Source organism: Pseudomonas sp. GD03944, assembly GCF_029839275.1.
Classification (GTDB): domain Bacteria; phylum Pseudomonadota; class Gammaproteobacteria; order Pseudomonadales; family Pseudomonadaceae; genus Aquipseudomonas.
In genome coordinates this window covers 1-21,460 of sequence record NZ_JAOCAH010000024.1, presented here as the reverse complement: position 1 = coordinate 21,460, position 21,460 = coordinate 1, and the positions used below count along the sequence as shown (strand labels likewise).

Sequence of the window (21,460 nt, the reverse complement as noted above, 5' to 3'; positions counted from 1 at the left end):
CTGTCATCTGGCCGTACACGCCGCCAAATGGCGCCCCTTCCTCTATAGCGACATCGCTTATGGACGCCAGGGCAGGCCGATAATCGAACGGTTTGTAAGCGCCACCTGCCCACATCGAGCCGGCTTCATAAAACCCATAAAATCCAACAAAAACAGCTAGATAGCACGATAGAAGCGATTTCCAATCGGCCCCACCCATGGCAAAGCACCTCGGTTTAGCCGGGCAAGCCATTGACCGAATTAACCAGTTAGTACATTTTCGCCTCACATCGCCCAGGCCCTTGCTCGGCTTGGCCAGAATAACAATAGAGGCTCGATCCATGACTCACACCATACTGGTGCTTAACGGCCCCAACCTGAACCTGCTTGGCACGCGCGAACCGGCGACCTACGGGCACGAAACGCTGGCCGACATCTCCCGACTCTGCGCCGATACCGCTGCCGAATGCGGCCTGGTCATCGAATTCCGCCAGACCAACCACGAAGGCGAACTGCTGGACTGGATCCACCAGGCGCGCGGCCGTTGCGCCGGCATCCTCATCAACCCCGCCGCCTGGACCCACACCTCGGTCGCCATTCGCGATGCGCTGGTTGCCAGCGAGCTGCCCGTGATCGAAGTGCACCTGTCCAACGTGCACAAGCGCGAGGCCTTCCGGCACATCTCTTTCGTGTCGTCGATCGCCGTCGGTGTGATCTGTGGATTGGGTAGCCAGGGCTATCGCCTGGCTCTGCAGCACTTCAGCCACCAGCTCAAAGGATGAATGCGACCATGCCTTCACTTTCTCCCAGCATTCTTGCCGGTCTGATCGGCGCCGGCATCCAAGGCTCCCGCACTCCCGCCATGCATGAGCGCGAAGGCGACGCCCAGGGCATGCGCTACTTATACAGGCTGATCGACCTCGACCAGCTCAAGCTCGACAGCGACGCCCTGCCCTCTCTGCTAACCGCCGCTCAACAGATGGGCTTTACCGGACTGAACATCACCTTCCCGTGCAAGCAGGTCATCATCCCGCTGCTGGATGAACTGTCGGACGAGGCAAAGGGCATCGGTGCGGTCAACACGGTGGTGCTGAAGGACGGCAAGCGCGTCGGTCACAACACCGATTGCCTGGGCTTTGCCGAAGGTTTCCGCCGGGGCCTGCCGAACGTCGCGCGCCGCCATGTGGTGCAGATGGGCGCGGGCGGTGCCGGAGCAGCCGTGGCCCATGCGTTGTTGAGCGAAGGCGTCGAGCAACTCTCTGTGTTCGATGTCGAGCCCGAACGTGCCCAGGTGCTGGCGGACAACCTCAATCGCCACTTCGGCTCGATCAGGGCCCGCGCCGGGCATGATCTCGAAGCGGCCATGGCTGCTGCCGACGGGCTGGTGAACACCACCCCCATGGGCATGGCCAAACTGCCCGGCACGCCGGTGGCCAAGTCGCTGCTGCGTCGTGAGCTGTGGGTGGCGGAGATCGTCTACTTCCCACTGGAAACCGAACTGTTGCGCGACGCCCGCGCACTGGGCTGCAAGACGCTGGACGGTGGCACCATGGCGGTGTTCCAGGCAGTGAAAGCATTCGAGCTGTTCAGCGGTGTCGCACCAGACGCCCAGCGCATGCTGGATCACTTTGCCAGCTTCGATTGATTACCGCTGAAACGACAAAGGGCCCCGCGGGGCCCTTTCTTCTTTCTATATACCGGATCAGCGGCGCATGTAGCGCAACACGGATTCGCAGATCACCTGCTTGTGCCGCTGCCGCACCGCGTCATCGGACAGGTCGATCTGGAAAATCGTGCCGAAGGTGTGTCGGTTCGACACCCTATAAAAGCAAAACGAGCTGATCAGCATGTGCACATCCAGCGGATCGAGCCCGCTGCGGAACGTACCGTCCTCCTCTCCCCGGCGCAGAATGTCGGCAATCGCCTGCAACACCGAGTTGTTCAGGGTCGGTATCACCTCGGACTGGGTGATGTGCTCGCCATGGTGGATGTTCTCGATGCTGACGATGCGCACGAAATCGACGTTGTGGTCATGGTGATCGAAGGTGAACTCGACCAGCCGGCAAATCGCGTCGACCGGGTCCAGCTCCGCCAGGTGCAGGGTATTCTCGGTGCGCCGGATGTCGCCATAGAGCTTCTCCAGCACGGCCATGTACAGCAGCTCCTTGCTGGCGAAGTAGTAATAGATCATGCGCTTGGAGGTTTGCGTGCGCTCGGCGATCGCGTCGACCCGCGCCCCCGACAGCCCATACTGGACGAACTCGGTGATCGCCGCCTGCAGGATGCTTTCGCGGGTTTTCTCCGGGTTGTTCTTGCGCCCCTTGCGAGCGGGCTCCTCACTGGCGTCAGCCACGGCTACAGCAGGATTACTCATACGGACTCACTGTTTATTGGAGCGTGCGGACGGGCGCCGCACACTCGACTTATTTATTCAGAAAGCGCCCATTGCTGGTTTACAACTGCACACGCCGGGTCGAACCGCTGCGTGCCTTGGCCATGGCCGCCAAACGTACGGCCACGTTGGCGGCGCCATAGCCGACATACCCATTCTTGCGCTGAATGATTTCGAAGAAGAAGCGTTCTTCGAAGGCCTCGGTGTAGACGTGGAAGAGCTCGCCGCCCTGGGCATCGCGGTCGTACAGCACGTTGTAGTACGCCAGCTCGCTGAGGAACTCGTCGTCGAAATCGAATCGCGCGGCGAGATCGTCGTAATAATTGAGCGGAATGTCCAGCAGCGGCACGCCGGCGTCCTTGGCCCGGGCCACTTCCTTGAAAATGTCCTCGCAGGAGAAGGCGATGTGGTGCACCCCCGAGCCGCGGTAACTGGACAGCGCGTGGGCGATGGCAGTGTTGCGGTTCTCGGAGATATTCAGCGGCAGCCGCACCGAGCTGCAGCGACTGCGCAGTGCGCGGCTTTTTACCAGCCCATAGGGATCGGGCAGCACGACCTCGTCGTCGGCCTCGAAATCCAGCAGGCTTTTATAGAAGAGCACCCAGCTGTCGAGGCTGTCCGCCGGCAACGCCAGGGCCATGTGGTCGATGCGCTGCAGGCTGCCGGTTTCAGACGCGGCCGGGTCGAGGCGGAAGTCGCTGTCATAGATGGTCTGCCCTTCAGCGGCCTGCCCCACCAGGTAGATCAGGCTGCCATCCGGCGCGCGCACCGCGGGAATCTCGCGCTCATTGGGGCCGATCAGCCCGCGATAGGGCTGGCCACGGAAATCGCACGCCCGTTGCAGGGCTGTCGCACCGTCCTTGACCCGCAACGCCGTGGCGCACAGCGAAGGGCCGTGGGACTCGAAGAAGTTGTGGGCGAACGAATAGGGCTCGGCATTCAACACGATGTTGATATCGCCCTGACGCAGCAGGCTGACGTCCTTGGAGCGGTGCTGCCCGGCGCGGGCGAAGCCGAGACGCTCCAGCCAGTGGGCGAGCTTGGCACCCACCGCCTCGTCCACGGCGAATTCGAGGAATTCGATGCCGTCGTAACGGCTGGCCACTGGCGGCGCGAACAGGATATCGAGGTTAGCGGATGCCGCGTCTTTCTGCAGCAGCGCCCGGGTCTTCTCTTCCAGGTACAGCAGCGAGCGCAGGCCATCGGCGGCATTGGCGCGCGGCGGTGCGGCGCGGAAGCCGTCGTTGAAGATTTCCAGGGACAGCGGCCCGCTGTAACCCGTCTGGATGATCGGCGCGAGGAAGCCCGGCAGGTCGAACTCCCCCTGCCCCGGGAAGCAGCGGAAATGCCGACTCCACTCCAGCACGTCCATGGCCAGGATCGGCGCATCGGCCATCTGCACGAAGAAGATCTTGTCGCAGGGAATTTCGCGGATCGCCGTCGGGTCGCCCTTGAGCGACAGGGTATGGAAACTGTCGAGGATCACCCCCAGCGCCGGGTGGTCGGCCTGGCGCACCAGACTCCACACCTGCTGGTAGGTGTTGACGTGACGCCCCCAGGCCAACGCCTCGTAACCGATGCGCAGACCGCGGGCACCGGCATGCTCCGCCAGCAGGCGCAGGTCATCCACCAGGATTCCCTCATCGCCCAGCGAGTCCGCCGCCACGTTGCTGCACACCAGCACTAGGTCGGTACCGAGTTCCTGCATCAGGTCGAACTTGCGCTCGGCCCGGTCCAGATTGCGCGCCAGGCGGTCGCGGCGACAGCCTTCAAAATCGCGGAAAGGTTGAAACAGCGTGATCGCGATGCCCAGGTCGGCACACATGCGCCGCACGTCGCGCGGGCTGCCATCGTAGTAGAGCAGGTCGTTCTCGAAGATCTCGACCCCGTCGAAACCGGCGGCGGAGATGGCTTCGAGCTTCTCTGGCAGGGTACCGCTCAAGGACACGGTGGCAATGGAACGCTGCATGTTCAACTCCTGGTTATTGGCCTGCGGCTTATGGCCTGGCCTGTTGTTTCGCGCGGACGCGTTTCAGGGTTCAACGATTATTGGCGCAGCGTTTGGGGACAGCAATTCAAAGTGTACGAACTGGTTAGTTTTTCGTTCGATAATCGAACACAAGGCCGCCCATTCGAATTGACGTCACATCGGCAACTGCCCACCATCCCTCCACCGCAGTCAAGCCGAGCCGCGCAGCGCGCCCCTCGGCGACTGAAACCAGGCGTGCAACCGCGGCCCGACGCGCCGCGCTGCCCGCCATGACAATTTCAAGAAATGGTGTCCCAGATGTTCGTATTCAGCCTGCCTGCTGCCTACTCTTGTTCTCATCACGCTACGCCAACAGGCACCCCCTGGCAGCGATCCGCCCGCCCAGACTCCCGCGCCGACAAGGCTTCTCCTTAAACCGCAACCTGCTGCCCTTCGAGGGCACAGGCCACGGCCCGCCACGCTCGCTACAAGCCTCGCCCGCAGCCCGTTCGCTGCCGACGGATGCCGTGCGCGCGCATGAAACCACGACTGACACGCGTCCTGTACAGGACTGGATGGCAACCACGATGAACCACTCACAGTACACCTCCCGCACACCGGCGCCCGGCCTTGGCCATGGCGGCATGGGCGACAAGATCCGCGGCGCGATGGCGGTCGGCAAGACCCGCTGGGGCATGCTCGCCCTGGTGTTCTTCGCCACCACCCTGAACTACATCGACCGCGCTGCGCTCGGGGTCATGCAGCCGATCCTGGCCGAGAAGATGAGCTGGACGGCCATGGATTACGCCAACATCAACTTCTGGTTCCAGGTGGGCTACGCCATCGGCTTCCTGATCCAGGGACGACTCATCGACAAGGTCGGCGTGAAGCGCGCGTTCTTCTTCGCCGTGCTGCTCTGGAGCCTGGCCACGGGCGCCCACGGCCTGGCCACCTCGGCGGCCGGCTTCATGGTCTGCCGTTTCATTCTTGGTCTCACCGAGGCGGCGAACTACCCGGCCTGCGTCAAGACCACGCGTATCTGGTTCCCCGCCGGGGAGCGGGCCATCGCCACCGGCATCTTCAACGCCGGCACCAACGTCGGCGCCATGGTCACCCCTGCCCTGCTGCCCCTAATCCTGAGCATCTGGGGCTGGGAAGCGGCCTTCATCGGCATGGGCTTTCTCGGCCTGGTCTGGCTGGTGTTCTGGGCGCTGAAGTACTACAACCCCGAAGACCACCCGCGGGTGAAGCAGAGCGAACTGGACTACATCCAGCAGGAAGCCGAGCCGGAGCCGACCAAGGTGGCCCTGTCGCAGATCCTGCGCATGCGCGGCACCTGGGCATTCGCCCTCGCCTACACCATCACCGCACCGGTCTTCTGGTTTTACCTCTACTGGCTGCCGCCCTTCCTCAACCAGCAGTATAACCTCGGCATCAGCGTCACCCAGATGGGCATTCCGCTGATCCTGATCTGGCTGACCGCCGACTTCGGCAGCATCGGCGGCGGCGTGCTGTCGTCCTGGCTGATCGGCCGCGGCGTCCGCCCCACCAGTGCGCGGCTGGCCTCGATGCTGATTTTCGCCAGCACCATCGTCAGCGTGGTGTTCGCAGCCAACGCCAGTGGCCTGTGGATCGCCGTGCTGGCCATTGCCCTGGCAGTCGGTGCCCACCAGGCGTGGACGGCGAACATCTGGAGCCTGGTCATGGACTACACGCCCAAGCACCTGATGAGCACGGTCTTCGGCTTCGGCGGGATGTGCGCGGCGATTGGCGGGATGTTCATGACACAGATCGTCGGCTACGTACTGACCACGACCCAGAACAATTACGCGGTGCTGTTCACCCTGATCCCGGCGACCTATTTCACCGCGCTGCTGTGGCTGTTCTTCATGGCGCCACGCGAGCTACCGCAAACCGGCGACTGAGTCCTTCAGAGAGGCCCGCAAGGGCCTCTCACTTCTTGCCGGCACGCTGTTGCAGCCACACGGCGCCCAAGCCGCTGCAGCAGATCAGCACGATCCCTACCAGGGTAACCAGCTCCGGCGTATGCCCGAACACCACGAACCCGAGCAGCCCGGCGAAGACGATCTGGCAGTAGCCGAACGGTGCCAGCAGCGCCGGTGCCGCCTGGCGGAAGGCCTGGGTCAGGAACAGGTGCGCGCTCATCCCGCAGGCACCCAGCGCCAGCATGAAGAACAGGTGCTCGAGGCTCGGCACCTGCCAGAAGAACGGCACCAGCAAACTGATTGCGATGGTGTTGACCAAGCCCGCAAAGAAGTTGCTGGTGGTCGGGCTGTCGTACTCGCTGAGCTTGCGCGTGAGGATCTGGTAGAAGCTGAAGCACAGCGCCGAGCCGAACGGCAGCAGCACCGCCGGCGTGAACAGCTCGCCGCCCGGGTGGACGATCACCAGCACCCCGACGAAGCCCAGCAGCACCGCGCCCCACTGCCCCGCGGATACCCGTTCGCCCAGCAGCGGCACGGACAGCGCAGTGACCAGCAGCGGCGCGAGGAAGTTGACCGCCGTGGCCTCGGCCAGCGGAATGAACAGCAGGCCGCTGGTGAACAGCAGGCTGGTCCCCAGCAGGCACATGGCCCGCAGCGTCTGCAGGCCCGGTCGCTTGCTGCGCAGCACCCGCAGCCCGGACTGCGGCAGGAAGATGCCGGCCATCAGCAGCGTGTGCACCACGTAGCGTGCCCACACCACCATGACCACCGGGTAGAATCCCGACAGGTATTTGGACAGCGCATCGTGGCTGGCGAACAGGAAGGTCGCCAGCACCAGCAGGAGAATCCCCTTCAGCGGATGACTGGCGCCTGACAGCGGTGAACTGGGCGAACTCATGGGCTACTCATGGCAGGACAGCACGCAAGCTAATTTATAGCTTGCTAACTATATGGACGAACCGGTTGGTGCTCCGCAGACGATATAGAACTGCATACCGGCGAACAACCCGAGGCGACGTGCAGCCCATCAGCCTGCCGCACCGGCCACGACCGCACGGGCCTTGTCCAGCGCCATCTGCGCCCGCTGCAACGCACTCACCCCCTGCTCCAGCAACTGCCGCGTGGGGATTTCCAGGCTGAGCGGAATACCGGCCGGCAACGCTCTCAGCAGCCCGAGCAGGTCGCAGTCGCCATCCCCCGGAAAGCGGCGCTCGTTGCGGGCCTGTCGCAGGATTTCCGCCATGTCGTCTGGCCGTGGCCCCGCCACATCGCACAACTGGGCATAGCGCAGACGCGCGGGCGGCACGGCCCGCAGCGCCTCCAGCCGCGAGGCCGAGCGATCGAAATGGAAGGCATCCACCAGCACCCCGCCGTTCGCCCGGTCCGCCGTGGCGACGATGCGCGCCGCCTGTTCCAGATCGCGTGCATCGGTCCAGGGCATGAACTCCAGGTGCGGGTGCAAGCCATAGGGCCTGGCCAGGTCGCAGAGCGCGGCGAAGTTATCGGTCTGACGCGCCTCATCAGCATCGTTGCCCGCCACCAGCACCTCGGTGGCACCAAACTCGGCGCCCCCCGCCAGGATGGCATCGAAGTCCGCCACCACGGTGTCCGGCTTGAGCCGCAGGATCTCGATATCGAGCACAGCGATGCCGCTGTCGCTCAAACGCTGACGGGTCTGCCGGCGCAAACCGGCGTCCGCCACCAGCGGGAAATGGTGCTCCTCGGGGGTCGCCGGCACCAGGCGCAGCCCGACGTGGCTGTAGCCGGCCCGTGCAGCCACCTCAACCATCTCGGGCGGCGACAGCTCGAGGACCGTCAGGGCCGCCAGGGAAAATACACGTTCACTCATGGGATGCTCTCTTCATAGCGCTCGGCTCACCGCCGCGATTGATCAGAGGGTTTCGGGGCAGCAGGCCTGGCCGCTTTCGGCGGCGCGGCGAATCGCCTCGATCAGTGCCAGGGTCCGCCCAGCGTCAGACGCACTCACCAGGGGCTCAGCCAGGCCGCGGGCCACCTGCACGAAATGGCGCAGCTGTCGGTCCAGTGCCTCCTCGCGGGGGTACACCTCCTGCTCCTGCAGCAAGGGCTGGTGCCAGCCCGCGCCGGGCTCGGCGTAATGCCAGCGTTTGAGTTGCGGAATGCTCAGGGCGCCGCCGGTCCCCGCCAACAGGTAACAGGGTTGGTCGGCCTGGCGCGGGTACACCGGGTTCTCCCCGGAATCCAGCTCCCAGCTCCAGGGCGCCGCCACCGCGTCGGACCCCGTCAGCGTCCCCAGGGCGCCGTTCTCGAACTGCAGCAGCACGGCGGCGCAGTCTTCGTTGGCGAAACCGCGGACCGCGTTGCTGGTGAAGGCCTGCACCTGCCGCACTTCGCCACAGAGGTGGCGCAGCAGGTCGAGGTCATGGATCAGGTTGGTGAGCAGCATTCCGGCGCCCGGTTCGCGGCGCCAGGGGATGTCGTAGTAACTGGCGGGTTTCTGCAACTGCCAGAGCGCGGTGACCGTGGTCAGTCGCCCCAGCGCCCCGTCTTGCAGCAGCTCATGGGCACGCGCGATCAGCGGGTTGTGCCGCCGGTGGTGGCCAACCAGCACCGGTACGCCGTGGCGCTCGCTGGCCGCTACCAGCTCGCGCACTTCATCGAGGTGCACGCCAACCGGTTTTTCCAGCAGCACCGGGACACCAGCGGCGATGCAGTCCAGCGCCGTGCTCACATGCAGGGCATTGGGATTGGCGACGATGACCGCCTCAGGCCGCACCTGCTCCAGCATCCGCCGGTGATCGGTGAAATATGGCACGCCGTGCTCGGCAGCGAATGCCTCAGCCTGGAGGCCCGGGTCGGCAATGGCACACAACTGCACCTCATCGCAGCGCCGCAGGTGCTGGCAATGCTGGCGGCCCATGACACCGGCACCGATCAGCGCAATACGCAGGGGAAACGTCACGCGGTTGATCCTCTTGTTGTCGTTCTCGCGCGCCAGCACCGAATTGCTCCGGTACTGCTCTTTTTTAATTTAGAACTCAGTTCCAAAATTTACGCAAGGCGAAAATACAACGAAGGACAGATGCGTTCGCTGGGGGCTTGTCGCACGCGGGAAGCGTTTTTAACGGGGACGGAGAGCCGTGGATGTCGCGGCTGAAGCCCCTCCCACATCTCATCGCTCCTCCGTAGGGAGGATGTCGCGCTTCACATCCGCCAGATCGGTGATTCACCACCGGTGGTGGATCGATGGAGCGTGATCCACCCTACGGGAGGGCGGAACGCCTCACCATTCGTGGGAGGGGCTTTAGCCGCGACAAGCTATGCAGCAATGCGGATAAATCCCTCCCACAGAACAGCATGCCCGTAGGGTGGATGTCGCTTTTTACATCCACCAGAACGGTGAATCGCAGAGGGCTAGGCGAACAACTCGGAGGCGGGGCTGGCGGCGGAGAGTTCTTCGGCGGCGGCAAGCAGTTCCGGAGCCAGTTCGTGAATACGCGCCAGCGGCAGGCGCGCGCTGGGGCCGGCGATGCTGAGTACACCGATCACCCGGCCGTCGAGCGGGTTGCGCACCACGGCCGCCAGGGCTGCGGTACCCAGCGACGAGCTTTCCATTACCCAGGCATACCCCTGCTGGCGGGCCAGTGCCAGGCGCTCCAGCAGCGCCTGCTCATCGCGCGGTGCGTTGGGGCCGAATTGCGCCGGGTCGGCAATGCCCTGGCGCGCCACCAGCGCCAACGCCTCGTCATCCGCCAGGCTGGCCAGCCAGGCATGGCCCGATGCGGTGTAGAACAGCGGCGCATCACGCCCCATGTCCGGGTCATAGCGCAGGCCGGAGCGCGCGCCTTGAGACTTGGCGATCCAGGTCTGGCGTTCGCCCTCGATCACCCCCAGGCGCACCAACTCGCCGCTCTGCACCGCCAGGCGATCCAGCACCGGCTGCACGGCGTCCGCCCCGCTGCTGGCCAGGTAGCGAAAGCCCAGGGCGACCAGCTTGGTCGACAACCGATAGCGGCTGGTCTGCGGGTCCTGGCGTACGTAACCGAGGCGAATCAGCTCGGCCAGCATGCGGTGCGTGGCACTTTTAGGAATGTCCAACCGGTCCGCCAGGGTCTGCATCGGTACACCCGCGGCGTCGTCCGCCAGGCTTTCCAGCAGGCCCAACGCGCGTTCTATCTGACTCCCGGCCATGGCTCGGTTCCTGAGTGAATTTGCGCGATTCTAAAAGACTTCGCGCGCCCGGCGGAATCCACCGATGCAGCGCCCGCCTCGTTCATGCCCTCGCACACATCGAGATTTTCGCCTTTCGGCTACTGGCTGATCCGCGCCGGACGCTGCCATAATCGGGGCGCAACGCTATGTACTAACCAGTCCGTTCTTGTTCGGTTATCGAACACAAACAGGATTAGCGAATTGAAATGAGGCGGATCCCATCACACTATTCGGTCCATGTTCGCTGTCGTTCGCGGCCTTTATAGCCGCTGAACGCATGCTTCGTTTCAGCATCACTGAACCTATAAATATAAAAAGGTCATGCCCCATGTCACAGCTCCTGTCTGTGTTTGCCTCTGCACAACGAATGGTCACCGACGCCATTCGCGCGACTGCCGGGCCTTCGTCCGAAGGCTGGTCGTCCCTTTCCCCTGCCGCCATCACGGCCATCATGCCGGCCCTGGCGCACGACCACACCCGGTCCTTGCAGACTCGCCCCCTGTTCGCACGACGACACGACGGCCTGCCGCTTCGCGAGCGTTGCACGCGCGCCTGATACCGAACGCCGGACACCTGTCCGCCCAAGCCATGGATGCTTCAGCCCTTTCCATTGGAGCTCTGCATGAACACCCAGAAAAAAGTGCCGGTCGGCGAGCGTACCTTCTGCGTCCTGCTGGTGATCCTCAGCGTCGCCGTGCTCTACCAGGCCTACCTGATCGCCGGCTTTTCCTCCGTCAGTTCGCCAGGTGCGTTCCCCCTCGGCATCAGCATCGTCATGCTGATCTCCTCCGTGCGCGTGCTCTACGAACTGCGCGGCAAGGAACGCCAGAGCACCAGTTGGAGTGACGCGTTCAAGCGCTTCAACCACGAACACTTTCCTCGTCACATCGTGGTTTTCACCCTGCTCTCGATCGCTTATCTGGCCGCGATCCAGTGGGTCAGCTTCTACGTCAGCACCTTCGTGTTCCTGATGGCGTCCATCGTCTACCTGCGCCGCGGCAAGCTCCTTTCCGCCCTGTTCGCCGCCACCGTTTCCGTACTGACGATCTATGCCCTCTTCACCCTGGCGTTCAGCGTCTACCTGCCCTGAGTCGATATTCCCATGAGCGAAACACTCTCTTACCTGCTGCTGGCCTGGATGGACCCCAACCTGCTGTTGCTGACGGCACTGGGCACCTTCGCCGGCATCTACATCGGCGCGATCCCGGGGCTGTCGGTCACCATGGCGGTGTCGATCCTGGTGTCCTTTACCTTTTCCTGGGACGTCAACCAGGCCCTGGCGCTGATCGTCGGCATCTTCATCGGTGGAGTCTACGGCGGCTCGCGTAGCGCCATTCTGCTGAATATTCCCGGCGGCCCGTCCTCAGTGGCGACCTCGTTCGACGGCTACCCGCTGGCCAAGCGAGGCGAAGCCGGTCGCGCCATTGGCCTGAGTACGGTGATGTCGGTCATCGGCGGCCTCGCCGGGACCGTCGTGCTGGCTGGCGCAGCGCCGGTTCTCGGCGACCTGGCGCTGAAGTTCGCCCCGCGTGACTACTTCCTGATCGCCGCTATCGGCCTGATGCTGGTCGGCAGCCTCGCCGAAGGCAGCCTGGCCAAGGGCATTTTCGCCGTGGCACTGGGCGCGGTCATCGGCATGGTCGGCATGGACCCGGTCACGGCCCAGGGACGCTTTACCATGGGCCAGATGGAATTGATGGGCGGCATCCACTACGTGGTGGTGATGATCGGCCTGTTCGGCGTCGCCGAAGCCCTCTACCAGCTGCACAACCTCAACACCCAGGTGGTCAAGCAGAACGTCAGCAAGATCGTTCCGCCACTCGCGATGATCCTCAAGTTCCTGCCCCTGTCGCTGCGCACCTCGGCCATCGGCGTGATCGTCGGTGCCCTGCCGGGCGTTGGCGGTGATATCGCCGCGCTGATGGCCTACGACCATGCCAAGCGCACCGTGAAAAACCCCACCACCCCCTTCGGCGAAGGCGCCTACGAAGGCCTGGTGGCACCGGAAACCGCCAACAGCGCCGCGGTCGGCAGTGCCTACGTGCCGATGCTGACCCTGGGCATGCCGGGCGATGCGGTCACCGCCGTGATCATCGGCGCCCTGGTAATCCATGGCCTCAACCCCGGCCCGATGCTGATGGTCGAGAACCCGCACATCTTCTGGTTCACCGTGGGCAACCTGGCGCTGGCCAACGTGTTCCTGCTGATCTTCGGCCTGATGGGCATCAAGCTCTTTGCCAAGGTGGTGGAGCTTCCCAAGGCGGTACTGATCCCGCTGATCCTGGTGCTGTGCACCGTGGGCACGTACTCGATCAACAGCAGCATGACCGAAGTCTACTGGATGCTCGGCTTCGGCCTGCTCGGTTACTTCCTCAAGGCCTTCGGCTTCCAGATGGGGCCGATCATCCTCGGCGTCATCCTCGGCCCGCTGATGGACAGCTCCTACCGCCAGGCCATGGCCTCGGTGGGTGACAACCCGGTCGAGCTGTTCGGCGAACTGATCGGCAGCCCGGTGTCGCTGATCCTGACAACGGCACTGGTGCTGGTCCTGCTGAGCAACACGCCGCTGTTCGGCTGGCTGAAACGCAAACGCAAAGCTGCATCGATTCAACCTTGATCCACCGCGTCACGCATGCTCCGGAAACGGATAAATAAAAACAACCAATGGAGAAACTCCACATGCTCAAACACCTACTGACCGGCGTCGCTTTTTCCCTCAGCGCACTGACGCTCGCCCTGCCCGCACATGCCGAATACCCGGAGCGCAGCATCCAGGCAGTGATCCCCTGGGGGGCCGGCGGCGCCACCGACAACGTGATGCGCAGCCTCTCCCCCTACGTCGAGAAGGAACTGGGCACCAAGCTGATCCTCAACAACCGCCCCGGCGGCACCGCGGTGATCGGCAGCAGCTACGTGCTGCAGCAGAAGCCCACCGGCTACACCCTGCTGCTGGGCGCCGAGAACCCGCAGTTGTACAAGGTGCTGAAACTGGCCGACTTCGACTACGCCGACTTCTACCCGGTCAACATCATCGGCCAGAACGTGGTGGTGATCGCCGCCAACGCCGACAGCCCGTTCAACTCCATGGCCGAGCTGCTGGCCGAAGCCAAGGCCAAACCGGACACCCTGCGCATGGGTTCCACCGGCGCGGGCGGCCTGCCCAGCACCGTACACGCCATGGTCAACGCCGTGGGCGAGATGAAAGTCCGTGAGGTGACCTTCGGCGGCGACGGCCCGGGCATCACCGCACTGATGGGCAAGCACATCGACTTCATGCCGCTGAGCCTGGCTGCTGCACAAGAGCTGGTGCGCTCCGGCAAGCTGAAGGCCCTGGCCGTGCTGGCCGCCGAGGAAGTGCCGGAGCTGCCGGGCGTCGAGCCGATCACCAAGGCCCTGCCGGACATCGCCGAGTACCTGCCGTGGGGCCCGTTCTGGGGCGCCTTCGTGCACAAGGACACCCCGGACGACATCAAGAAGAAGCTGGTCGATGCCTACGGCAAAGCCGTTGCCAATGAAGAGTTCCAGGGCTTCCTTAAGAACTACGGCGCCCAGAGCCTGAACCTCAACGGCGCCGAAGCCGAGGAGTTCCTCAAGCGCTGGCAGTCGGTCACCGCCTGGTCGATGTACAAGGCCAAGGCCATCGAAGTCTCGCCGGATTCCGTCGGTATTCCGCAGCCGTAAGCCACTGGCCTAGCGCTGGCTGATGCCCGCGCAGTCGCCACTGAAGCGCCTCCCACAGGGTCATGCCTTGGGAGGCGTTTCAGTTTCCGGCCACCGAAAAACCGCCTCCTCCCGTAGCCTGGGCTGAGCGCAGCGATACCCGGGATAGACCAGCCCCGTAGGGTGGATGTCGCTTTTTACATCCACCATCGAGTGTGGATCGAGGAAGCGTGATCTCTCACTCCAGCCTGCCCAAAAGCTCGCGGGCAAGCCCGCTCCTACAGGAACATGCTCCGTGGGCATGTTTCTGTCGCGGCAACCGACACCATCCCGTAGCCTGGGTCGAGCGCAGCGATACCCGGGATCGATCCATCCTGCGCTGACTGTGGGAGGGGCTTCAGCCGCGACAACCACCACGCCTACACTCAACGCTGAATGCGAAACGCCTTGGGCGCCACGCCCGTTTCCCGTTTGAAGAACCGCGAAAAATACGCCGGCTCGGAAAAGCCCAGACTGTCCGACACCTGGTTCACAGTCATCACCGTGTACACCAGGCAACGCTTGGCTTCGAGCACCAGCCGCTGGTTGACCATCTGCAACGCCGACTGCCCCGCCAGGCGCCGGCACAGCGCGTTCAGGTGCGCGGCGCTGATGCCCACCGCCGCCGCGTAGCGTTCGATGGGCCAGTGGGCGCGAAAGTGCGCCTCGAGCAGTTTGGTGAACGCCTCGACGTGCTCGCGGCCCCGGTCGCGCGCCGGGCTTTCCTGGCTCGACAGCGCCAGCCAGCGGCGGCTGATCGATACCAGCAGCACGCTGATCAACGCCTGCAGCATCAGGTCACGGCCCGGTGCCTGGCGGCCATACTCCTGCACGATCGAGGCGAACAGCGCATCCAGCTGCGGCACCTCATCCCCCACCGCATAGCACACCGGGGTTTTCATCACCTGGCTGTCCAGGGTGCTGCACAGCTGCTCCACCAGGGGCTGCGCCAGGCTCAGGACATAGCCCTGGATGTCCCGGGAAAAACGAAAACCATGCACGCTGAGCGCCGGCACCACCTGCAGCGCCGGCATGGCGACCAAGTTGCTGCGCCCCTCCACTTCCAGCTCGGCCTGCCCGCCTTGGACATACAGCACCTGCACCAGGTCGCCATGCCTGTGCGGCTTGATCTCCCATTCGTGCAAGCGGCTGCGCTCGGGGATCGACTCGCAGTGAATGAGATCCGGTGTCGGCCAGGCCGCCGTCTCGCCATACAGCTTGAAAACCGGTACCGCCGCCTCCTGGTGTTTCAGCACACGCGCCTCCAGAAACCATGAAAAGTCCATGAATTGCGTTCGATAGTGCCTTCAAAGCCCACCGCCGATCCACAAAAAATACAGGCACGGTGCATCAGACACCACGTGCGTCGGCACCGGTCGACAGGAGAACAATAATGAAGACACAAGTCGCCATCATCGGCGCCGGCCCCTCCGGGCTGCTGCTTGGCCAACTGCTGCACAACGCCGGCATCGCCAACGTGATCATCGAACGGCAAAGCCCCGACTACGTCCTCGGGCGCATCCGCGCCGGGGTGCTGGAACAGGGCATGGTCGACCTGCTGCGCGAGGCCGGCGTGGCCGAACGCATGGACCGCGAGGGCCTGGTCCACGACGGCTTCGAGCTGGCCTTCAACGGCCGCTGCGAACACATCGACCTCAAGGGCCTGACCGGCGGCAAGAGCGTCATGGTCTACGGCCAGACCGAAGTCACCCGCGACCTGATGGACGCCCGCCAGGCCTGCGGCGCCCCCACCTTCTACGAAGCCAGCGACGTGCAGCCCCACGACCTGCAGGGCGAGCGCCCTTCGGTGACCTTTGTCCACCAGGGCCAGACCCTGCGCCTGGAATGCGACTACATCGCCGGCTGCGACGGCTTCCACGGCGTGTCCCGGCAATCCATCCCGGCGGACCAACTGCGCGAGTTCGAACGGGTCTACCCCTTCGGCTGGCTGGGCATCCTCGCCGACACCCCGCCGGTGAACGACGAGCTGATCTACGCCAACCACGAGCGCGGCTTCGCCCTGTGCAGCATGCGTTCCCCCACCCGCACCCGTTACTACGTGCAGGTCGCCGCCGACGAGCGCGTCGAAGACTGGTCCGACGAGCGCTTCTGGGACGAGCTGAAAAGCCGTCTCCCACAGCACATCGCCGACAAGCTGGTCACCGGCCCCTCCATCGAAAAGAGCATCGCCCCGCTACGCAGTTTCGTGGTCGAGCCCATGCAGTACGGGCGCCTGTTCCTGGTCGGCGACGCCGCGCACATCGTGCCGCCCACTGGTGCCAAAGGGCTGAACCTGGCCGCCAGCGACGTCAACACGCTGTTCCGCATCCTGCTCAAGGTCTACCGCGAAGGGCGCGTTGAACTGACCGAACGCTACTCGGCGATCTGCCTGCGGCGCATCTGGAAGGCCGAGCGCTTCTCCTGGTGGATGACCTCGATGCTGCACCGTTTTCCCGACACCGACGATTTCAGCCGGCGCATGCAGGAAACCGAGCTGGATTACTTCGTGAGCTCCGAGGCCGGTCGCAAGACCATCGCCGAGAACTACGTCGGCCTGCCGTACGAAACGATCGAGTAACGACGGGGCGCCGGACACCGGCGACCTGAATGCGTCCCCGCGCCGTCATCGCAATGCGTTCGATTATCGCCCACTAAGCCTTTGATCGAATTGAATCGCGACGTGCGACCTCGCACCATGCAGGCAGCGAGTCGCACAGGGTGCGGGCCACTTTGCCTGCCACAACGGGCAGCCCCAAGGGCTGCAACTGATCGCCAACTAACAATTAATAAGAAAGGAACACTGCGATGCACAAGCTTTCCAAAGCCTTCGTGACCCTACTGACCGCTGGCGTCTTCTCCCTCCAGGCCCACGCCGACGAGGCCGAGGTGACCCTCAAGATTCACCACTTCCTGCCCGCCCACTCGGTCACCCAGGCCGACTTCCTCAAGCCCTGGGCCGAGAAGGTCACCGCCGAATCCAACGGCCGGATCCAGTTCCAGTTCTACCCCTCGATGCAACTGGGCGGCACCCCGCCACAACTGATCGACCAGGCCCGCGACGGCGTCGCCGATATCGTCTGGACCCTGCCGGGCTACACCAGCGGCCGCTTCCCCCTGGCCTCGGCCTTCGAACTGCCGTTCATGAGCCGCTCCTCGGAAGCCAGCAGCCAGGCCATGTGGGACTTCCTCGAAGCCCACGGGCAGAAGGAATTCGCCGGCGTGCACCTGCTGGCCACCCACCTCACCGACGGTGCCCTGCTGCACACCGCGAAAAAGCCGATTCGCACCCTGGCCGATTTCCGCGGCCTGAAGCTGCGCTCGGCCAACCGCGTGTCGACCAAGCTCATTTCCATGCTCGGCGCCACGCCGGTGGCCATGCCGGTTCCCCAGGTTCCCGAGGCGCTGTCCAAAGGGGTCGTCGACGGGGCCGTGCTGCCATGGGACGTGGTACCGGCGCTGAAACTGCATGAACTGGTGAAGTACCACACCGAAATGGCCCCCGGTCAGCCGGCGCTGATGCACACCGCCCTGGTCCTGGCCATGAACCCGGCCAAGTACGCCAGCCTGCCCGATGACCTGCGCCAGATCATCGACAACAACAGCGGCCGCGAGCTGTCGCGCCAGGCCGGGCACATCTGGGACACCAACGTGATCGAGACCGGCCACAAGCTGGCCGAATCGCGTGGCAACGAGATTTACGTGCTGCCCGCAGAAGAACAGGCCAAGTGGGTCGCCATCGGCAGCAAGCTGGACAAGGACTGGATCAAGGAAGTCGAGAGCAAAGGCAACGAGAACGGTGCAGCCCTGCTGCAGGACGTACGTGACCGGGTCGAGGCGTACAACGCCAAGCTCGCCAACTGAAACCGTCACCGTCGTTGCCATGGCCGGTGTAACAACACCGGCCCTTGCGGAGTTTCCTCATGATCGAAAACCCTGTTTACCCGGGGCAGGCTCATCGCACGCGGCCGCTTGGCCGCCTGCTGGATGCCCTGGCACGCTGGCTGGCCATCGTCGGTGGCCTGATCCTGGTCGCCATTACCCTGCTGTCGGCCTACAGCATCGCCATGCGCACCCTCTTCGACGCCCCATTGCTCGGCGACGTGGAGCTGGTGCAGATGGGCTGCGGCATCGCCGTGGTCAGCTTTCTGCCGCTGTGCCAGCTGCGCCGCGGCAATGTCATCGTCGACGCCTTCACCCTCAAGGCCTCGGCCAACGTGCGCCGGTTCCTGGACACCCTGGGCTGCCTGCTGATGGCCGTCTGCGCCGTGCTGCTGGCCTGGCGCTCGGCGGTCGGCACCCTCGACACCTACGCCAACGGCGAAGAGTCGATCATCATGGGCATTCCCATGTGGTGGTCGATGACCCCTTTCGCCCCGGCCTTCGCCCTGCTGGCCGTGGTCGCGCTCTACACCGCCTGGCTGGATTACCTCGGTGAAGGAGAACGGCCATGAGCAGTTTCGCATTGGGAGGGCTGTTCCTCGTTTTCCTGCTGATCCTGTTGGCCATCCGCATACCGATCGCCATCGCCATGCTGATCACCGGCATTGCCGGCTATGTCTCGATCAGCGGCTGGGACCCGCTGCTCAATTACCTGAAGACGGTCGCCTACGCCCGCTACACCGTCTACGACCTGTCGGTGATTCCACTGTTTCTGCTGATGGGGCAGTTCGCCTCCCGCGGTGGCCTGGCAACCGGCCTGTTCCGTGCGGCGGCCAGCATGGTCGGCCACTGGCGCGGCGGTCTGGCGATTTCCGCCATCGGCTCCTGCGCGGCGTTCGGCGCGGTATGCGGCTCCTCCATCGCCACCGCCGCGACCATGGGCCAGGTGGCACTGCCGGAGCTGCGCCGTTACAAGTACTCCAACTCCCTGGCCGTGGGCTGCCTGGCCGCCGGGGGCACCCTGGGCATTCTCATCCCGCCTTCGGTGGTACTGGTGATCTACGCCATCCTGGCCCAGCAGAACATCTCCACCCTGTTCATGGCCGCGTTCGTGCCCGGCATCCTGGCGGTCATCGGCTACATGATCACCATCGCCATCTATGTGCGGCTCTTTCCCGAGTCCGGGCCGGCGCAGGAGCGGGCCAGCTGGAAGCAACGGCTGATCGCGCAGAAAGGCGTATGGCCGGTGCTGCTGATCTTCCTGGTGGTGCTCGGCGGCATCTACGGCGGCTGGTTCACCCCCACCGAGGCCGCGGCCATCGGCACCGTGGGTACCGGCTTCTTCGCCTTTACCCTGGGCAAGATGAAATTCGGCGAGTTCAAGGAAGTGCTGCTGGGCACCGCGATCACCACCGCCATGATCTTCATGATCCTGCTGGGTGCCGACGTGCTGAACGCCTTCCTGGCCATCTCGCAATTGCCCAACGCGCTGGCCGACATGGTGGCCGGGGCAGGACTGCCGCCGTTCCTGGTACTGGCGGGCATCCTGATCCTGTACCTGATGCTCGGCTGCGTGATGGACACCATGTCGATGATCCTGCTGACCATCCCGATCTTCTTCCCGATCATCATGGGCCTGGACTTCTACGGCCTCGACGAGACGGAAAAGGCCATCTGGTTCGGGATCCTGGCGCTGATGGTGGTGGAGATCGGCATGATCACCCCGCCGGTGGGCATGAACGTCTACGTGATCGCCAGCATGGCCCGCGATATCAGCATGCGCGACGCATTCATCGGGGTCGTGCCGTTCCTGATCTCGGACATCGTGCGGGTGATCATCCTGGTGCTGTTCCCCTCGATCACCCTGTGCCTGGTGCGCTGGCTGACCTGACGCCCCTGTTTCACCTCCCCCGCCGTGGGAGCGACGGGGGCCGCTTCACCACAACAACAAAGGAAAACAACAATGACAAAAACCATCGCCGCATTGCCACCCAGCCTCGTGGCACTGGCCATCGCCGCCAGCGCCTTGCCAATGACCACCCATGCCGCCGGCTTCGTCGAAGACGCCAAGGTCACCCTCGGCCTGCGTAACTACTACTTCAACCGCAACTACCTGAACAACAGCGACCCGCGCATCCAGGGCGAACTCCAGGGCCAGGCCGAAGGCTGGACCCAGAGCTTCATCCTCGACGCCCGCTCCGGCTTCACCCAGGGCACCGTCGGCTTCGGCCTCGACGTGCTGGGCCTGTACAGCGTCAAGCTGGACGGCAACCGTGGCGCCGCCAACACCAACCTGATGCCGATCCACGACGACGGCCAGGCTGCTGACGACTTCGGCCGTACCGCCGTCGCCGCCAAGGCCAAGATCTCCAAGACCGAGCTGAAGGTCGGTGAGTGGTTCGCCGTGCTGCCGATCCTGCGTGCGGACGACGGTCGTTCCCTGCCGCAAACCTTCCAGGGTGCGCAGATCACCTCCAACGAAATCGACGGCCTGACCCTGTACGGCGGCCAGTTCTGGAAGAACAGCCAGCGTCACGACGCCAGCCGTGAGGAGATGACCTTCACCCTCAATGGAGTTGCCCATGAAGGCGACGACTTCAACTTCGCCGGTGGCGAGTACAAGTTCAACGGCAACAACACCATGGTCGGTGTCTGGCACGCCCGCCTGGAAGACGTCTACCAGCAGAGCTACGTGCAACTGACCCACGCCCAGCCGGTCGGTGACTGGACCCTGAGCGCCAACCTCGGCTACGTCGACGGCAAGGACGAAGGCTCGGCCAAGGCCGGCAAGCTGGACAACAAGGTCTACCAGGGCATGCTCTCCGCCAAGCACGGCAGCAATACCTTCTCCGTGGCCTACCAGAAGCTGAACGGCGACACCAAGTTCATGCGTATCGACGGCGCCAGCGGCGGCACCCTGGTCAACGACGGTTTCACCAACAGCTACGACAACCCGAACGAGCGTTCCTGGCAGCTGCGTCATGACTTCAACTTCGCCGGCGTCGGCATCCCTGGCCTGACCCTGATGAACCGCTACGTCAGCGGCGACAGCATCCACGCTGGCGGCCGCAAGGACGCCGAAGAGTGGGGCCGCGAGTCCGAACTGGCCTACACCATCCAGGAAGGCACCCTGAAGAACCTCAGCGTGCGCTGGCGCAACTCCGACGTCCGCCGCGACGTTGGCCAGGACCTGCACGAGAACCGTCTGATCATCAACTACCCGTTGTCGATCCTGTAACACCCGCTTCTGATTGACTCCCAGTGTTTATTCAGCCCGTCCCCGCGACGGGCTTTTTTATGGCGACGCCGCCATCCGTAGGGTGGGTTAGGCGCCTGGCCGCAAGCCCTGCAACACCACAAAAATCGGCTGCGCCGTAACCCACCATATGGCCTCAAGAACGACAA

19 protein-coding genes are annotated in these 21,460 nt (G+C 64.1%); 11 read left to right on the top strand and 8 right to left on the bottom strand.

Annotation, left to right across the window (positions count from 1 at the left end; all coding sequences use genetic code 11):
- The coding region (locus tag N5C28_RS23670) for a hypothetical protein (protein ID WP_279825940.1) at positions 1 to 322 on the bottom strand (322 nt) is incomplete at its 3' end.
- Between N5C28_RS23670 and aroQ the strand changes: the two genes are divergently transcribed.
- Positions 321 to 761 (top strand): type II 3-dehydroquinate dehydratase, encoded by a 441-nt coding sequence (aroQ, locus tag N5C28_RS23665; RefSeq protein WP_279825938.1) that lies wholly within the window; start codon positions 321 to 323, stop codon positions 759 to 761. The genes N5C28_RS23670 and aroQ overlap by 2 nt on opposite strands.
- An 8-nt stretch (positions 762 to 769) precedes the next feature.
- Positions 770 to 1,624 (top strand): shikimate dehydrogenase, encoded by an 855-nt coding sequence (locus N5C28_RS23660; RefSeq protein ID WP_279825937.1) that lies wholly within the window; start codon positions 770 to 772, stop codon positions 1,622 to 1,624.
- 57 nt (positions 1,625 to 1,681) lie between these two features.
- On the opposite strand, the gene N5C28_RS23655 is transcribed toward N5C28_RS23660, so the two are convergent.
- Together N5C28_RS23655 and quiC are read right to left on the bottom strand one after the other, a co-directional pair.
- Entirely contained in the window at positions 1,682 to 2,353 is a 672-nt protein-coding gene (locus tag N5C28_RS23655) for a TetR family transcriptional regulator (protein WP_279825935.1), read from the bottom strand.
- Positions 2,354 to 2,432: 79 nt separating this feature from the next.
- A complete protein-coding gene (quiC, locus tag N5C28_RS23650; RefSeq protein WP_279825934.1) occupies positions 2,433 to 4,340 on the bottom strand; it encodes a 3-dehydroshikimate dehydratase QuiC in 1,908 nt (635 codons plus the stop codon).
- Between the two features lie 644 nt (positions 4,341 to 4,984).
- Here quiC and N5C28_RS23645 point away from each other — a divergent pair.
- Complete coding sequence (locus N5C28_RS23645) at positions 4,985 to 6,265, top strand: MFS transporter (protein ID WP_279825944.1); 1,281 nt, start codon at positions 4,985 to 4,987, stop codon at positions 6,263 to 6,265.
- A 28-nt stretch (positions 6,266 to 6,293) separates the two neighbouring features.
- Here N5C28_RS23645 and N5C28_RS23640 read toward each other — a convergent pair whose 3' ends face one another.
- The 4 genes from N5C28_RS23640 to N5C28_RS23625 form a co-directional block, all read right to left on the bottom strand.
- Complete coding sequence (locus tag N5C28_RS23640; protein ID WP_279825932.1) at positions 6,294 to 7,184, bottom strand: DMT family transporter; 891 nt, start codon at positions 7,182 to 7,184, stop codon at positions 6,294 to 6,296.
- A gap of 129 nt (positions 7,185 to 7,313) precedes the next feature.
- Positions 7,314 to 8,135: a sugar phosphate isomerase/epimerase gene (locus N5C28_RS23635; RefSeq protein ID WP_279825931.1), complete on the bottom strand. Its 822-nt coding sequence runs from the start codon at positions 8,133 to 8,135 to the stop codon at positions 7,314 to 7,316.
- Between the two features lie 42 nt (positions 8,136 to 8,177).
- Positions 8,178 to 9,227, bottom strand: a complete 1,050-nt coding sequence (locus tag N5C28_RS23630; protein WP_279825942.1) for a Gfo/Idh/MocA family oxidoreductase — start codon at positions 9,225 to 9,227, stop codon at positions 8,178 to 8,180.
- A 452-nt stretch (positions 9,228 to 9,679) separates the two neighbouring features.
- Positions 9,680 to 10,456 (bottom strand): IclR family transcriptional regulator, encoded by a 777-nt coding sequence (locus N5C28_RS23625; RefSeq protein WP_279825929.1) that lies wholly within the window; start codon positions 10,454 to 10,456, stop codon positions 9,680 to 9,682.
- A gap of 643 nt (positions 10,457 to 11,099) precedes the next feature.
- Here N5C28_RS23625 and N5C28_RS23620 point away from each other — a divergent pair.
- From N5C28_RS23620 to N5C28_RS23610, 3 genes are all read left to right on the top strand, one after another.
- A complete protein-coding gene (locus N5C28_RS23620; RefSeq protein WP_279825927.1) occupies positions 11,100 to 11,567 on the top strand; it encodes a tripartite tricarboxylate transporter TctB family protein in 468 nt (155 codons plus the stop codon).
- Positions 11,568 to 11,579: 12 nt separating this feature from the next.
- Positions 11,580 to 13,094: a tripartite tricarboxylate transporter permease gene (locus N5C28_RS23615; RefSeq protein WP_279825925.1), complete on the top strand. Its 1,515-nt coding sequence runs from the start codon at positions 11,580 to 11,582 to the stop codon at positions 13,092 to 13,094.
- Positions 13,095 to 13,156: 62 nt separating this feature from the next.
- Entirely contained in the window at positions 13,157 to 14,158 is a 1,002-nt protein-coding gene (locus N5C28_RS23610) for a tripartite tricarboxylate transporter substrate binding protein (protein WP_279825923.1), read from the top strand.
- A 404-nt stretch (positions 14,159 to 14,562) separates the two neighbouring features.
- Here the strand turns inward: N5C28_RS23610 and N5C28_RS23605 are convergent, their stop codons facing one another.
- Positions 14,563 to 15,432 (bottom strand): helix-turn-helix domain-containing protein, encoded by an 870-nt coding sequence (locus N5C28_RS23605; protein WP_279825921.1) that lies wholly within the window; start codon positions 15,430 to 15,432, stop codon positions 14,563 to 14,565.
- A gap of 137 nt (positions 15,433 to 15,569) precedes the next feature.
- On the opposite strand from N5C28_RS23605, the gene pobA reads away from it, so the two are divergent.
- The 5 genes from pobA to N5C28_RS23580 all read left to right on the top strand — a co-directional run bounded on the left by pobA (position 15,570) and on the right by N5C28_RS23580 (position 21,293).
- Positions 15,570 to 16,754 (top strand): 4-hydroxybenzoate 3-monooxygenase, encoded by a 1,185-nt coding sequence (gene pobA, locus N5C28_RS23600; protein ID WP_279825920.1) that lies wholly within the window; start codon positions 15,570 to 15,572, stop codon positions 16,752 to 16,754.
- A 227-nt stretch (positions 16,755 to 16,981) separates the two neighbouring features.
- Positions 16,982 to 18,037, top strand: a complete 1,056-nt coding sequence (locus N5C28_RS23595) for a TRAP transporter substrate-binding protein (RefSeq protein WP_279825918.1) — start codon at positions 16,982 to 16,984, stop codon at positions 18,035 to 18,037.
- A 59-nt stretch (positions 18,038 to 18,096) separates the two neighbouring features.
- A complete protein-coding gene (locus tag N5C28_RS23590; RefSeq protein ID WP_279825916.1) occupies positions 18,097 to 18,627 on the top strand; it encodes a TRAP transporter small permease in 531 nt (176 codons plus the stop codon).
- The gene (locus N5C28_RS23585; protein ID WP_279825914.1) at positions 18,624 to 19,946 is read left to right on the top strand and encodes a TRAP transporter large permease; all 1,323 of its coding nucleotides are present in this window, start codon (positions 18,624 to 18,626) and stop codon (positions 19,944 to 19,946) included. Before N5C28_RS23590 ends, N5C28_RS23585 begins: the two co-directional genes overlap by 4 nt.
- Before the next feature lie 72 nt (positions 19,947 to 20,018).
- The gene (locus N5C28_RS23580) at positions 20,019 to 21,293 is read left to right on the top strand and encodes an OprD family porin (protein WP_279825912.1); all 1,275 of its coding nucleotides are present in this window, start codon (positions 20,019 to 20,021) and stop codon (positions 21,291 to 21,293) included.
- Positions 21,294 to 21,460 lie beyond the last annotated feature (167 nt).